The following is a 14,450-nucleotide window of genomic DNA, read 5'->3' as shown; positions in this document are numbered from 1 at the left end:
CCGCACTTTTTAAAGTGCGGTTTTTGTTATGCTATACCTTTGAGTTTTTGATAGAGGATTCTAAAGCGTTCACGCTGGGGTTGGTAGTGTTGATATACCGCATGTTGTGGCGTATAGGTATGCTCTAATGGCAAAGGAGGGCAGATGTCTGCGATCGGCGTTTCAGGGTGGCATGCCATTTGTGCTAGTTTGGCTGCACCCAGAGCAGGACCGACATCGCCCCCCGTGCGATACTCAAACGTATAGCCACTGACATCGGCTAGCAGTTGTCGCCAAAAATGGCTTTTACTTCCTCCGCCAATTAACGTGATTTTCTCTGCGGTAATGCCGCTGGCATGCACGGCATCAATGCCATCAGCAAGCGCAAAACTCACACCTTCAACCACAGATCGTGCCAGATCGGCGGTCGTGGTATTGTGTGTCATTCCCCAAAAAACACCTTTCGCATAAGGATCGTTATGTGGGGTGCGTTCCCCTGAAAGGTAAGGCAAAAATAACACGCCGTCGTTATTTTCACTCTCACAGGCTAGCGTGAAAAAGCGTTCAATATCATTAATGCCTAAAGTGCGGTTTGCCCAATCAATAGCAGATGCCGCACTTAACATAACTGACATTAAATGCCAACGATCAGGAAGGGCATGGCAGAAGCTATGTACCGCACTTTCAGGATTACTTAGATAGCGGTCACTGACGATAAAATAGACGCCAGACGTGCCAAGTGATAACATCGCTTGTCTCGGTTCATGGAGTCCAACGCCAATTGCACCTGCGGCATTATCACCACCACCTGCAATCACGGGAACAGACTTCATTTTCCATGTTGTGGCGAGTTCGGGCAATAAGTAGCCTGTAATTTGGTTGCCTTCAAACAGCGTTGGCATGTGTTGCTCTGTCAGCCCACAGGCATCAAGCATCGCACTATCCCAACGGCGTAAGCCAACATTTAACCACATTGTGCCAGCTGCATCTGACATTTCACTGGCAAATTCGCCCGTCATTAAAAAACGCAGATAATCTTTAGGCAGCAACACTTTAGCAAGTTGTGCAAAAATGGCAGGTTGATGTTTGGCGATCCACTGAATTTTAGGCGCAGTGAAGCCAGGCATCATTAAATTACCTGTAATCTCGCGTGAATTTGCAACCGCACTTTCTAATGCTTGGCATTGAGAAAAGCTACGCCCATCATTCCATAAAATGGCAGGATAGAGTACGTTATTGTGGCGATCTAACATCACTGCGCCGTGCATTTGTCCTGTTAGTCCGATGGCCTTAACGCCATTGAGATCATGATTTTGGCTCAGTTCAGCCATACATTGATTGACGGCATGCCACCAATCTTGTGGATGTTGTTCAGACCATAACGGCTGCGGGCGCGATATGGGCAGTGGGGCCGTCGTGGTCGCAAGAATATGCTGTTGTTCGTCAAGTAAAACAGTTTTTACGCCAGATGTCCCTAAGTCAATCCCGATATACATAATTCCTCCGCATTGCAAGAAAAAGGGCGAGTCATCGCCCTTTTGGTGTTATTTGTAAATGTAGTGATTGACAATATTTTCTAAGCGTTCTTGTCGACCCGATACAGGCTGTGGATTGATATTTTGTTGCTCCACCATGGTGGCTAAATCTTGTAAGCTTCGCTCACCTTTTAAAATGGCTTGCCCGAGTTCCCCGTTCCAACCTGCATAACGTTCATCTTTTAGTGCTTGTAATTGATCATCTTCGATCATTTTAGCGGCAACGAGTAGTGCATGGGCGAGGACATCAATACCGCCAATATGTGCATGGAAAAGATCATAACGGCATGTGCTTTGACGACGGATTTTGGCATCAAAGTTAAAGCCACCCGTGGTAAAACCACCGGCTTTTAAGATTTCATACATGGCCAGTGCATTTTCTTCGACACTATTTGGGAATTGATCGGTATCCCAGCCTGATTGGGCATCGCCGCGATTAGCATCAATTGATCCAAAAATGCCAAGTGCGGTTGCTGTGGCGATTTCATGTTGGAAAGTATGTCCTGCAAGCGTGGCGTGGTTGGCTTCGATATTGACTTTAATTTCGTTTTCGAGCCCGAATTGTTTTAAGAAACCGTACACTGTTGCGACATCATAATCGTATTGGTGTTTTGTTGGTTCTTGCGGTTTTGGCTCAATTAATAGTGTACCATCAAAGCCAATTTTATATTTATGTTCCACGACCAATTGCATAAAACGCCCCAGTTGTTCGCGTTCACGTTTTAAATCGGTATTGAGCAATGTTTCATAGCCTTCTCGGCCACCCCATAGCACATAGTTTGCGCCGCCGAGTTTTTTGGTTGCGCCCATGGCGTGCACCACTTGGGTTGCAGCACAAGCAAACACGTCTGGATTTGGATTACTTGCCGCACCAGACATATAACGCGGGTTGCTAAAACAGTTTGCTGTACCCCATAATAATTTAATTCCCGTTTGTGCTTGTTTTTCGCCTAAAATATCCACAATAGTATTGAAATTATGCACATATTCTTTAAATGAATTGCCTTCAGGTGCAATATCCACATCATGGAAACAATAAAATGGCAGCCCTAATTTTGAAATAAATTCAAACGCAATGTCGGCTTTTTGTTTTGCAGCCTCAAGTGCGGTTGGCTCTTGTTGCCACGGGCGTTGTAGTGAACCTGCGCCAAACATATCTGTCCCGTTCCAGCAGAATGTATGCCAATAACACACCGCCATACGCAAATGCTCAGCCATTGTTTTACCTAATACAACTTTATTCGCATCATAATAGCGATAAGCAAAAGGGTTTGTACTATTAACACCTTCATATTTGACACGATCAATTTTATCAAAAAATTCAGACATATATTTTTCCTCTTATTCGTTAGAAAATAAAATCTTGTATTAAGATAAAATTAAAAATAACAATGCTCAATTATGTTATTTTATTTTTGTATTTCGATTATTGTTTTTTATGAGGACGATCACAAAAAATAAATATCATAATGGGATTGTAAAATTTTATAACTTGACGAATAAAACAGAATTCTTGAATATTCATTATTATTTTTGAGGACATAATTATGTCAAAACCGCACTTTGATACCCTTATTTCGCGTAAAAATACCTTCAGTGCAAAATGGGATGGTGCCATTGAACGCTTGGGTGAAAATATTACGCCACTATCGGTTGCTGATATGGATTTTGCTGCACCTCGTGCGGTAATTACGGCAATTGAGCAGGCAAATAATGGCATTTATGGTTACACTGAGTTAGGGGCGGCATATTACACAGTGGTCGCAAACTGGTTAGCACGGCGTTATGATTACAAAGTGCGGTCAGAGAGCATTCTATTCTGTCCTCGCATTATTCAAGCGGTGTCATTATATTTGCGTTTTTTGACTGAACCCAATGATGCTGTTGGGATTTTCACACCGTCTTACTCGCCAATTCTCAATACCGTAAAATTAAATCAACGCCCACTTATTGAATGCCCATTAACCTATGCTAATCAACGCTACCATCTTGATGAACAGGCACTAGAGCGGTGTTTTGCACAAATTAAAACGTTTATTTTAATCTCTCCCCATAATCCAACGGGATTGGTCTGGTCACTTGAACAGTTGCAATGTATCGCCCGCTTAGCCGAAAAATATGGTGTGTTTGTAATCAGTGATGAGGTTCACGCAGACTTTTGTTTTCATCGCAAGCATATCGTGTATGCACGGCTGAGTGCGTTTGCAGCGCAGCATTCGATGATTTGCACAAGTCCTGCTAAAACGTTTAATTTAGCAGGGCTGGAAATTGCCAATGTGGTGATCGAAAACGAAACCATTAAAGTGCGGTTAGCCGCGATTTTACAACAATTAGGTTTTCATAATCCGAGCTATTTTAGTGTTCAAGCACTCTATCAAGCCTATCAATATTGCGATGAATGGGTTGATGATTTGGTGGATTACATTGACCAAAACCGCACATTAGTTCGCACCTATTTCCAACAGCATCTGCCAACCTTGCGAATCAGTCAAGGCGATGGCACTTATCTTTGCTGGGTGGACTTTTCTGCTACCGGCTTGTCTGCGGATGAGTTTAAAACGTTGATGCGTGAAAAAGCATGCGTTGAGTTTTCGTGGGGAGACGATTTTGGACGAGATTGCAACAACTTTTTTAGGATGAATTTAGCCCTACCACGGGCTGAATTGGTCAGAGTATTAGATCAAATGAAGGCGGCATTATTGCGCTAAAGGAGCTAAAATGACAAGCAACACACCACGGATGCCAACGTTATTAGAAGCGTTGACACCGATATTATCCATGCTGATTTTAATCGGATTGGGCTATGCGTTTTTTGATTTACCACCAGAACCCATCTTAATTGTATCAACTGTGCTGGCAGGTGCACTGGCTATTCGGGTTGGCTATACTTATGACGAAGTCTTAAAATCCATTGCACAAAAAATTGCAAAAACAATGCCCGCATTATTGATTTTGATTAGTGTGGGATTGTTAATTGGAACATGGATTGCCAGTGGTACCATTCCCATGATGATCTACTACGGATTAAAAGTTATTGATCCGAAATACCTCTATATTACCGCACTTTTACTGACCTCGGTGGTGTCGGTATGTACGGGAACCTCTTGGGGCAGTGCAGGTACTGTTGGGGTTGCCTTTATGGGCGTTGCTGTGGGGCTTGACGCCAATTTAGCCGCCACCGCTGGTGCGATTATTTCAGGCGCGTATTTTGGTGATAAATTATCGCCGTTATCCGATACCACTAACTTAGCCTCCGCCGCCACTGGGGTAAACTTATATGAACATATTTATAACCTTTGGTGGACGACGGTGCCGTCTTATTTAGTGGCGGTTGTTGTATATATCGCCTATGGCTTAAGCATTGATGTGGCTGATGTTGCCACACCAGAAAAAGTGCAATTAATGATCAGCAATTTAGAAACAATTTATGATTTTAATGTATTCTTGCTGATTCCTGTAGCGATTATTTTATGGGGCTCAATCACGAAAAAACCAACAATTCCAATTATGTTGCTTTCTTCTGTTGTGGCGATTGCATTTGCGCTTTTATTTCAACCATTTTCTGTTCATGATGTGATTGATAGTGCGTTAAATGGCTTTAATGTCTCCATGATCCATAATGAGAGCCTACAAATCACATCTGATATTAGTCGCTTGCTTAACCGTGGCGGAATGAATTCAATGATGAGTACCTTGCTCATCTGCTTCTGTGCCTTGTCTTTTGTCGGAGCAATTTCAATTAGTAATGCGCTTGATGTCTTGTTGCAAAGCATGCTCAAACTTGTGCGTTCAACCTTTTCCTTGGTATTTACCACAATTTTATGTGGTATCACAATGATTGCCGTAACCTGTAATGGACAGATTTCTATTTTGATGCCAGCTGAAATGTTGCGTCAAGCCTATATTGAGCGTGGCGTGCATCCAAAAGTGCTAGGGCGTACGGTAGAAGATTCAGGTTCGCTATTTGAACCGCTCTTACCGTGGACGGCAGCAGGTGCGTATATGGCGGGAACACTGGGTGTGCCGACACTAGAATATGTGCCATGGGCGATTGTGAGCTGGATTGCGGTATTTTTTGCCATGTTTTGGGCTGCAACAGGCATTGGTATTATCCGCATTAATGCACAACAGCAAAAAGAGATGTTGGCACAATCGTAATTTTCTTTTTTAATATAAAAGCCTTTTTATTTCAAAAATAAGAAGGCTTTTTTGCACCGCACTTTTATTTTTTACAGAAATGATAACCCTCAAATAATGTGAGTTTCTTCACGAAAAACATAAAACGTAATATTAAAATAAAATATCTGAATTGTTTTTTATCGATAAATAGAAAATAGTGTCTTTGTCATGTTGTACTGACGTAAATTAATCACAATGCGAGGTTCTGTATGAAATTTAAAACATCTTTATTATCAGCAGCACTAGTTTTAGGACTTGCCAGTGGTATTGCAGGTGCAAAAACATTAACCATAGGTATGTCTATTGACGATTTACGCTTAGAGCGGTGGCAAAAAGACAGTTCTATTTTTAGTAAAAAAGCCGAAGAACTTGGCGCAAAAGTTTTTGTGCAATCAGCAAATGGTGATGATGCTGCACAAATTTCACAAATTGAAAATATGATCAACCGTGGCGTTGATGTTTTAGTGATCATTCCACATAACGGTGATGTGCTCGGTAATGTGATTGCAGAGGCAAAACGTGAAGGGATAAAAGTATTGGCGTACGACCGTTTGATCAACAATGCAGACTTGGATTTTTATGTATCATTTGACAATGAGAAAGTCGGTGAAATGCAAGCAACCGCACTTTTAAATGCGAAGCCAAAAGGCAACTATTTCTTAATGGGTGGCTCGCCTGTGGACAATAACGCGAAGCTCTTCCGCAAAGGGCAAATGACCGTGTTGCAACCAGCCATCGATAAAGGTGATGTGAAGGTGGTGGGTGATCAATGGGTGGATTCATGGTTGCCAGAAAAAGCTCTTCAGATTATGGAAAACGCATTGACGGCGAATAATAATAAAATCGATGCTGTTGTTGCATCTAATGATGCGACCGCAGGCGGAGCCATTCAGGCACTGAGTGCACAGGGGCTATCAGGCAAAGTCGCCATTTCTGGGCAAGATGCTGATTTAGCTGCTATTAAACGTATTGTTGATGGCACGCAGACAATGACGGTGTATAAACCTATTGCAAAACTGGCTGATAAAGCAGCTGAAATCTCAGTGAAATTAGCAAAAAATGAGCCTGTTGAACACAATGCCGAACTCAACAATGGTATTAAAGAAGTCCCTGCATACTTACTTGAACCTGTTGTGGTAACAAAAGACAACATTGATGACACTATCGTCAAAGATGGTTTCCACACTAAAGACAGCATTTATAAGTAACAATGAGGGGGAGTAATCCCCCTTTCAGCTGATACAAAGTGCGGTCAATTTAGGAGTGTTTATGGATACATTGCTTGAAATGAAAAATATTACGAAACGCTTTGGTGATGTAAAAGCGTTAGATAACGTTTCCATTTCCTTAGCCGCAGGCGATGTTTTATCCCTTTGTGGTGAAAATGGTTCGGGCAAATCCACCTTAATGAAAGTATTGTGTGGTATTTACCCGTATGGCGACTACGAAGGTGAGATTTATTTTGCCGGTGAGCAATTAAAATCTAAAACCATCAAGGATACTGAAACCAAAGGCATTGCCATTATTCACCAAGAGTTAGCCTTGGTTAAAACCTTATCCATCATGGATAATATTTTTTTAGGTAATGAAATTACACAATACGGCGTTACCGATGAAAACGAGATGTATCTTCGTTGTAAAAAAATGCTAGCCAAAGTGCAGTTAGAGCTAGACCCTTACACGATTGTTGGGGAGCTCGGCTTGGGGCAGCAACAATTAGTTGAAATTGCTAAAGCACTCAATAAAAATGTACGTTTATTAATTTTGGATGAACCGACGGCCTCGCTCACGGAGAAAGAAACGGCTGTTTTATTGGATTTAATCAAAAATCTGCGAGATCACAATATCGCATGTATTTATATTTCTCACAAACTCAATGAAGTTAAAGCCATTTCCGATCAGATCTGTGTGATTCGTGATGGGCAACATATCGGCACGCGTGCAGCAAGTGAGATGAGTGAAGATGGCATTATTACTATGATGGTTGGGCGAGAAATCACCTCACTTTACCCGCATGAGGCACACGCCATAGGTGAAGAAATTCTGCGCGTGGAAAATCTCAATGCGTGGCATCCCATTAATACGCATATTAAGCGCGTTGATAGTGCTTCGTTCTCACTGCATAAAGGCGAAATTTTAGGTATTGCAGGGTTGGTCGGTTCGGGGCGGACAGAAGTGGTGCAGTGCCTATTTGGGGCTTATTTGGGCAAATATAGTGGTGATTTTTATTTGCATGGGCAAAAAGTCCACCACAAAGATTGCGCAGCAGCAATTCGTAACACGATTTTTATGGTGCCAGAGGATCGTAAACGGCACGGTATCATTCCAATAATGGGCGTGAATAAAAACATTACCCTCTCTGCGCTACCGCACTTTTGTCGCTATGGCGTGATTAATGACAGCGAAGAAGAGGTGGTGATTAATCGCTCAATTGCCGAATTAAAAGTGAAGACTTCTTCGCCTGATTTAGCCATTGGGCGATTGTCTGGTGGTAATCAACAAAAAGCTATCTTGGCGAAAGCCCTGTTGCTTAATCCGCGTATTCTCATTTTAGATGAACCCACTCGTGGCATTGATGTAGGGGCGAAATATGAAATTTATAAATTGATTAATCACCTTGCCAAACAAGGTGTTGCCATTATTGTTATTTCAAGTGAATTGCCCGAAGTACTTGGCATCAGTGATCGGATTTTGGTCATGCATCAAGGCAAAATTAAAGGGGATTTAATCAATAATAACCTCACCCAAGAGCAGGTGATGGAAACCGCACTTAAGGAGTAGAACATGAAAAAGCTCAAAGCGATTAATTTGCAAGTTTATATTATGTTGATCGCCATTGTGGTGATTATGTTATTCTTTTCCGCTGCAACTGATGGTGCTTATTTAAGTGCGCGCAATATTTCTAATTTACTGCGTCAAACATCAATTACAGGCATCTTAGCGATCGGGATGCTATTTGTGATAATCAGTGCCGAAATTGATCTCTCCGTTGGCTCGTTAATGGGGCTTTTAGGTGGCTTTGCTGCGATCACAAATGTGTGGTGGGGGTGGCCGTTGCCAGCAACCATCATCGCTACGCTCGCACTGGGTTTTTTGTTTGGTGTGTGGAACGGCTGGTGGGTGGCATATCAGCGAGTACCTTCGTTTATTGTAACCTTGGCGGGACTTTTGGCGTTTCGAGGCATCCTAATCGGTATGACCAACGGGACAACCGTATCGCCAACGTCCAGCACCATGACGCAAATTGGACAAGGCTATTTAGGCTCAGAGCTTGGCTTTATTCTTGGGGCTATTGCGGTTGCAGCTTTTGTTGTTTGGGGGCAAAAACAACGCATGGCACGGCAAAAATTGGCGTTACCTAATGCAAGTGCGGGGGCATTTATGGGTAAAAGTGCGGTTTTTGCCATTGTGTTACTCGGTGCCATTTATCTTTTAAATGACTATCGGGGCATTCCTATTCCGGTATTGTTGCTGGCAATATTAGCGGTACTTGGTTATTTTATCTCTCGCAAAACCGCATTTGGGCGTTATATTTATGCGATTGGTGGGAATATTGATGCCGCACGTCTTTCTGGGATTAAAGTAGAAAAAATCAAGTTGGCGATATTCGCAATTAACGGTGTGATGGTGGCTATTGCGGGCTTAATTTTGAGCGCACGTCTCGGTGCAGGTTCTCCATCTGCTGGGCAAAATGCGGAGCTTGATGCGATTGCAGCCTGCGTTATCGGTGGTGCAAGCCTTGCTGGCGGTGTTGGTAGCGTATGGGGTGTGATCATCGGGGCATTGATCATTGCCTCGCTTGATAATGGCATGAGTATGCTTGATGTGCCAACCTTCTGGCAATATATCGTTAAAGGCGGCATTTTGCTCCTTGCTGTGTGGGTTGATTCTATCAGTAAGAAAAAAGCCTAAACTCAAATAGATAAAGTGCGGTTGAACGATGTCGACCGCACTTTTATGCGGTGTTGCACGCTGTATTTTCCCTTTTGAAAAAAGCAAAAAATTATTTTATAGTAATTTATCTCCCACTTACTTTTGAGGTGAAAATGACGGCGCGTTTTTATCGTATTGCATTGTTATTTAATGCAAATAAAATCTATGACCGAGAAGTTATGGAAGGTATTGGCGAATATATCCAAGCCTCGCAATGTTCATGGGATGTCTTTTTAAAAGATGATTTTCTCCATCATAACTGTAGCTTAGACCTCAATAGTATTGATGGTATTATTGCCGATTTTGATGACCCCGATTTGGTCGAAAAATTGACGCATACCAACATTCCACTTGTGGCTGTCGGTGGCTCTTATCATAATGCTGATGATTACCCACAGCATATTCCCTATGTTGCAACGGATAATTTTGCTTTAGTGGAAATGGCATTTACCCATTTGCGAGATAAGGGGCTGTGCCACTTTGCGTTTTACGGCTCGCCGAGTGTTCATCATAAACACTGGTCTACAGAACGGCATCGCGCGTTTGAGCAATTAATGACAGAACATCAATTTACACCGCATATTTACTTAGGGCACGAAACCAAACACGATAAATGGGAAAATTCTCAGCAAGAGCTTAATCAATGGATTTTATCACTGCCCAAACATACAGGCATTATTGCGGTTACTGATGCACGAGCACGTCATTTACTACAAACATGCGAGCATCTCAAAATTTCAGTGCCTGAAGAGCTGTGTATTATTGGGATTGATAATGAAGAACTTATTCAGTATTTTTCACGTATTTCGCTGAGCTCTGTTGTACAAGGCACGAAAAAAATGGGCTATCAAGCGGCTAAATTGTTGCAAAAGCGTCTTTTAAATCAGCCCATGCCGACTTCACCGATTATTGTTCCCCCACTCAAGGTTGAAGCGCGTAGTTCAACTGATTTTCGTTCAATTAACGATCCACTTGTTATGCAAGCCATGCACTACATCCGTCTGAATGCGTGTGCAGGCATAAAAGTTGAGCAAGTGCTAGATAAAATCAGAGCATCGCGTTCTAATCTTGAAATGCGTTTTAAAACGGAAATAGGAAAAACAATCCACCAAGCGATTCATGATGAAAAATTAGGTCGTGCACATAAATTGTTAATCTCCACGGATATCAGCATCAATGAGATCGCGGAAATTTGCGGTTATCCTTCCATTCAATATTTTTATTCAGTATTTAAAAAAGTCTACAAAGAGACCCCAAATAATTATCGGCTGCACTATATTGACTAATCAGCTTACTCTTTCCCTTTTTTAATCCAATAGCGATACGGCTTCTTGGCATATTCTGCGTGTAGAAGCGTATGATCCATAAATTGACAAAAACTGGGCATATCGCGTGTGGTGGCAGGATCATCGGCGATCACCAACAAAATTTCACCCAGCTGCATGCCACGAATCGTTTTGCGCACAAGCATCACAGGTTCAGGGCAACGCAACCCCTGCGTATCTAAGGTTTGATCTTCAGTAAACGTACACATAAGTCATCATATTCCATTACTTTTGCGTTATAATAGCGTGAAATATGCCGTTTTGCTATGCGAGGTTTACCATGTCCGATAATTTAACCGCACTTTTTCAACACCATTTGCGCCACTTGCAACACGTGTTTTCGCAGGTGTGTGATCTTTGCCGAGTGGAGAAAGTTTGGGTACATTCGGGCAGTGTACAGCATTATTTTTTAGATGATAGTCCTATTACATTCAAGGTAAATCCACTGTTTCGCTATGTGGTGCCAATCAGTGTGCCAGAATGCTGGATATCGTTGGATGGGCAACACAAACCGCACTTATATTTTTATCAACCTGATGATTATTGGCATCAGGTTGAGCCACTGCCTGATGATTTTTGGTGTACTGAATTTGAGTGGACAGTGGTGCGTAAATTGGCGGAAATTCCACACCTCATTGCGGGGCAACATGCACTCTATTTAGGCGATAATACCGCACTGGCTACTACGTTAGGATTTACTCACATCAATGTGCAAAAAGCACTAAATTATTTGCATTATCAACGTAGTATCAAAAGTGAATTTGAGCTGTATTGTATGCGTCAGGCACAATTGCCAGCGGTGCGAGGGCACTTAGCGGCGAGAGCGGCGTTTGAGCAGGGAAAAAGCGAATTTGACATTAATCTTGCCTATTTGCAGGCGAGTGAGCAACGGGATGATAGCGTCCCTTATGGCAACATTATTGCACTGAATGCACATGCTGCGATCTTGCATTACACCAATGTGGATAGGCAAAAACCCAAAGTGCGGTCAAGTTTCATGATTGATGCGGGGGCAAGCTATCTTGGCTACGCTTCGGACATTAGCCGCACATACAGCGCACAAGACGATGAATATGCTACCTTAATTGCGACAATGGAGCAGTACAAACTGCGTATTATCCGTGAGCTACAAGTAGGTTACAACTATTTGTATTACCATACGCAAATGCACCAATTGATCGCCGAACTATTACACGAATTTAACTTTGTCCGTGCGACGAGCACCGATATTTTTGAGCAAGGCATCACGCGTGCCTTTTTTCCTCACGGTTTAGGGCATTTTTTAGGGCTACAAGTGCATGACGTGGCAGGTTTTCAACAAACACCACGCGGTACGCACAAAGCCCCACCAGATATTTACCCAAGTTTGCGTTGTACGCGCAATTTAGAGGAAAATATGGTGCTAACCATTGAACCTGGGTTCTATTTTATCCCGATGTTACTCAAACCATGGCGTGAAAGTGCGGTTCGGGGGCAATTTAATTGGGATAAAATTGAGGCATTTTTACAGTATGGCGGCATTCGCACGGAAGATAATGTGATAATAACTGAACACGGTGCGGAAAATATCACTGCCAGTGCGTTTGCACAACTGGAAGAGGCGAGTTAATGCGTTATTTGATTCCCGCACAGCCCGTTGAATTTAGTGAGGAGATTAAAAAAAGTCGCTTTATCACTTATCTTGCTCACACCGATGGGCTTGAGCAAGCTCGTACGTTTTGGGCGGACATTAAAGCACAACACCCTAACGCACGCCATTGGTGTTGGGCGGCTTGTGCAGGTAGCCCACATGATAGTCAGCAATTCGGATTTTCTGATGATGGCGAACCTTCAGGCACGGCAGGCAAGCCGATGTTAAGTGCGTTACAAGGTTCTGGCGTCGGAGAGATAAGTGCGGTAGTTGTGCGGTATTACGGCGGCATTTTGCTTGGCACGGGGGGCTTGGTGCGAGCTTATGGCAATGGTGTGCAGCAGGCGTTGAGCTTATTACCCACCTGTGAGAAAATTCTACGTCAAAAGGCATTTTTAACGTGTCATTACGAACAAATGCCGTTAGTGCAACAGTTAATCAAACAGTTTGAGATCGTGATTGAGGATCAAGTGTTTGGGGGGGATGTGCGGTTTACATTGCTTATCGATCCTGCTATGAGCACACAATTTGCCCAGCAACTGCTCGATCGTAGCCGAGGCAGCTTGCGATTAACCTTTGAGTAATGCCGCACGATTTGGAGTGAACTATGGCAATCTTACTAATTTATTCAACCCGAGATGGGCAAACCTTAAAAATTGCAACCGCCATTGCGGCGCATTTGCAGCGTGCGGACATCACCACCAAATTAATGCCGTTGACAGAGGCATTGAACTGCGATCTGCGACGGTTTGACGGCGTGATCATCGGTGCATCTATCCGCTATGGGCATTTTGACCGCACTTTAGCACAATTTGTCAACCGCCATTATGAACTGCTTAACCGCATTCCGACGGCTTTTTTCAGTGTGAATCTCACCGCCCGTAAAGCAGATAAAAATACGCCTGAAACAAATGCCTATACCCGAAAATTTCTTGCCCGTATCGACTGGCAACCGCACTTAAAAGCTGTGTTTGCAGGTGCATTATATTATCCTCGCTATCACCCATTCGATCGCATAATGATCCAGTTTATTATGCGTTTAACAGGCGGTGAAACAGACACGAGCCAGGAAGTTGAATACACAGATTGGGCGAAAGTTGATGCTTTTGCAGACAGTTTTTTGCAACTGTTGATGTAGTTTTTGTTTCCCCTATTTTTTTGTGTTTGATTTATGTTGTATTTCTGTCGCAGAGGTATGTACCTGAGTTTGGCGTTCTATGAGTGTCTATCTTATGCTCAGATTAACGTAATATTATCATCCTGATCGATTAAGTTATATTTTTAAATATTCTGTATATCGTTTACGTTAGCGATCAGTTCTGCTAGATTTTTGCTCTCCATTTTTTTATAGATATTGGCACGATGAACTTCCACTGTACGAATGGAGATATTGCATAACTCGGCGATTTGCCTATTAATTTTACCGTGGACAACCAGTTTTAGAATGGCTTTTTCTTTTTCACTTAGCGTATTGTATTTTCGTTTTAAGCGATATTTTACATAGTCTTGTTGTGTTTTTGCTTGTGCATGATGAATAGCTTTTTCTAACGCTTCAAATGAAATAGGTTTTTGTAAAAAATCAATAGCACCTTTTTTAAGCTCACTGACTGCCATAGGGATATCTGCATGTGCAGTTAAGATAATTACAGCGAGGGGGCTATTATGTTCAATGAGATATTGGTGGACTTGTTTACCATCATAATATGGCATGTACATATCTAATATTACAATACCTGGGGAATATAATTCAGCTTCGGCTAAAAATTGTTGACTATCTGTCCAGCATTGGACTTGATAACCTGCTTGATTAAGTAAAAAAGTGGCAGCATCAAGTACATCATGGTCATCATCAACTAAATAAAGTTTCAT

Annotated in this window: 13 protein-coding genes; 9 read left to right on the top strand and 4 right to left on the bottom strand. The window is 42.5% G+C overall.

The features are described 5' to 3' along the window. Positions 1–26 precede the first annotated feature (26 nt). Together xylB and xylA are read right to left on the bottom strand one after the other, a co-directional pair. Complete coding sequence (xylB, locus tag HPC40_RS04680) at positions 27–1,475, bottom strand: xylulokinase (protein ID WP_208118340.1); 1,449 nt, start codon at positions 1,473–1,475, stop codon at positions 27–29. A 48-nt stretch (positions 1,476–1,523) separates the two neighbouring features. Further along, positions 1,524–2,843: a xylose isomerase gene (xylA, locus tag HPC40_RS04675; protein WP_208118339.1), complete on the bottom strand. Its 1,320-nt coding sequence runs from the start codon at positions 2,841–2,843 to the stop codon at positions 1,524–1,526. 218 nt (positions 2,844–3,061) lie between these two features. Between xylA and HPC40_RS04670 the strand changes: the two genes are divergently transcribed. From HPC40_RS04670 to HPC40_RS04645, 6 genes are all read left to right on the top strand, one after another. Beyond that, a complete protein-coding gene (locus HPC40_RS04670; RefSeq protein ID WP_208118338.1) occupies positions 3,062–4,222 on the top strand; it encodes a MalY/PatB family protein in 1,161 nt (386 codons plus the stop codon). 10 nt (positions 4,223–4,232) lie between these two features. Further along, positions 4,233–5,672, top strand: coding sequence for a Na+/H+ antiporter NhaC (nhaC, locus tag HPC40_RS04665; RefSeq protein WP_208118337.1), 1,440 nt, complete (start codon positions 4,233–4,235; stop codon positions 5,670–5,672). A 230-nt stretch (positions 5,673–5,902) separates the two neighbouring features. Beyond that, positions 5,903–6,901 carry a D-xylose ABC transporter substrate-binding protein gene (gene xylF / locus HPC40_RS04660; protein ID WP_208118336.1) on the top strand — a complete coding sequence of 333 codons (999 nt, stop codon included), beginning with the start codon at positions 5,903–5,905 and terminating at the stop codon, positions 6,899–6,901. Positions 6,902–6,962: 61 nt separating this feature from the next. Next, positions 6,963–8,474 carry a xylose ABC transporter ATP-binding protein gene (locus HPC40_RS04655; RefSeq protein ID WP_208118335.1) on the top strand — a complete coding sequence of 504 codons (1,512 nt, stop codon included), beginning with the start codon at positions 6,963–6,965 and terminating at the stop codon, positions 8,472–8,474. Between the two features lie 3 nt (positions 8,475–8,477). Beyond that, the gene (locus HPC40_RS04650; RefSeq protein ID WP_208118334.1) at positions 8,478–9,605 is read left to right on the top strand and encodes a sugar ABC transporter permease; all 1,128 of its coding nucleotides are present in this window, start codon (positions 8,478–8,480) and stop codon (positions 9,603–9,605) included. A gap of 134 nt (positions 9,606–9,739) precedes the next feature. Beyond that, a complete protein-coding gene (locus HPC40_RS04645) occupies positions 9,740–10,912 on the top strand; it encodes a XylR family transcriptional regulator (RefSeq protein WP_208118333.1) in 1,173 nt (390 codons plus the stop codon). A 5-nt stretch (positions 10,913–10,917) separates the two neighbouring features. Here HPC40_RS04645 and tusA read toward each other — a convergent pair whose 3' ends face one another. Further along, on the bottom strand, positions 10,918–11,160 hold the full coding sequence (gene tusA, locus HPC40_RS04640; protein WP_208118332.1) for a sulfurtransferase TusA: 243 nt from the start codon (positions 11,158–11,160) through the stop codon (positions 10,918–10,920). Between the two features lie 71 nt (positions 11,161–11,231). Between tusA and pepQ the strand changes: the two genes are divergently transcribed. From pepQ to hemG, 3 genes are read left to right on the top strand one after another with little or no spacing between them, the layout of a single operon-like run. Beyond that, complete coding sequence (pepQ, locus tag HPC40_RS04635; protein ID WP_208118331.1) at positions 11,232–12,560, top strand: Xaa-Pro dipeptidase; 1,329 nt, start codon at positions 11,232–11,234, stop codon at positions 12,558–12,560. Further along, entirely contained in the window at positions 12,560–13,165 is a 606-nt protein-coding gene (locus HPC40_RS04630; RefSeq protein ID WP_208118330.1) for a YigZ family protein, read from the top strand. Before pepQ ends, HPC40_RS04630 begins: the two co-directional genes overlap by 1 nt. A gap of 23 nt (positions 13,166–13,188) precedes the next feature. Beyond that, positions 13,189–13,719: a menaquinone-dependent protoporphyrinogen IX dehydrogenase gene (gene hemG / locus HPC40_RS04625; RefSeq protein ID WP_208118329.1), complete on the top strand. Its 531-nt coding sequence runs from the start codon at positions 13,189–13,191 to the stop codon at positions 13,717–13,719. 143 nt (positions 13,720–13,862) lie between these two features. Here the strand turns inward: hemG and HPC40_RS04620 are convergent, their stop codons facing one another. Next, positions 13,863–14,450, bottom strand: a complete 588-nt coding sequence (locus HPC40_RS04620) for a response regulator (protein ID WP_208118328.1) — start codon at positions 14,448–14,450, stop codon at positions 13,863–13,865.

Source organism: Spirabiliibacterium falconis (genome assembly GCF_014885015.1).
GTDB lineage: Bacteria > Pseudomonadota > Gammaproteobacteria > Enterobacterales > Pasteurellaceae > Spirabiliibacterium > Spirabiliibacterium falconis.
This window is presented reverse-complemented; position numbering and strand designations above follow the sequence as displayed.

Excerpts from the sequence above, each read along its gene's own strand:
- pepQ (WP_208118331.1), top strand. The coding sequence starts at position 11,232 with ATGTCCGATAATTTAACCGCACTTTTTCAACACCATTTGCGCCACTTG.
- xylB (WP_208118340.1), bottom strand. The coding sequence starts at position 1,475 with ATGTATATCGGGATTGACTTAGGGACATCTGGCGTAAAAACTGTTTTA.
- HPC40_RS04655 (WP_208118335.1), top strand. The coding sequence starts at position 6,963 with ATGGATACATTGCTTGAAATGAAAAATATTACGAAACGCTTTGGTGAT.
- HPC40_RS04650 (WP_208118334.1), top strand. The coding sequence starts at position 8,478 with ATGAAAAAGCTCAAAGCGATTAATTTGCAAGTTTATATTATGTTGATC.
- HPC40_RS04620 (WP_208118328.1), bottom strand. The coding sequence starts at position 14,450 with ATGAAACTTTATTTAGTTGATGATGACCATGATGTACTTGATGCTGCC.
- HPC40_RS04630 (WP_208118330.1), top strand. The coding sequence starts at position 12,560 with ATGCGTTATTTGATTCCCGCACAGCCCGTTGAATTTAGTGAGGAGATT.
- xylA (WP_208118339.1), bottom strand. The coding sequence starts at position 2,843 with ATGTCTGAATTTTTTGATAAAATTGATCGTGTCAAATATGAAGGTGTT.
- xylF (WP_208118336.1), top strand. The coding sequence starts at position 5,903 with ATGAAATTTAAAACATCTTTATTATCAGCAGCACTAGTTTTAGGACTT.
- tusA (WP_208118332.1), bottom strand. The coding sequence starts at position 11,160 with ATGTGTACGTTTACTGAAGATCAAACCTTAGATACGCAGGGGTTGCGT.
- HPC40_RS04645 (WP_208118333.1), top strand. The coding sequence starts at position 9,740 with ATGACGGCGCGTTTTTATCGTATTGCATTGTTATTTAATGCAAATAAA.
- hemG (WP_208118329.1), top strand. The coding sequence starts at position 13,189 with ATGGCAATCTTACTAATTTATTCAACCCGAGATGGGCAAACCTTAAAA.
- HPC40_RS04670 (WP_208118338.1), top strand. The coding sequence starts at position 3,062 with ATGTCAAAACCGCACTTTGATACCCTTATTTCGCGTAAAAATACCTTC.
- nhaC (WP_208118337.1), top strand. The coding sequence starts at position 4,233 with ATGACAAGCAACACACCACGGATGCCAACGTTATTAGAAGCGTTGACA.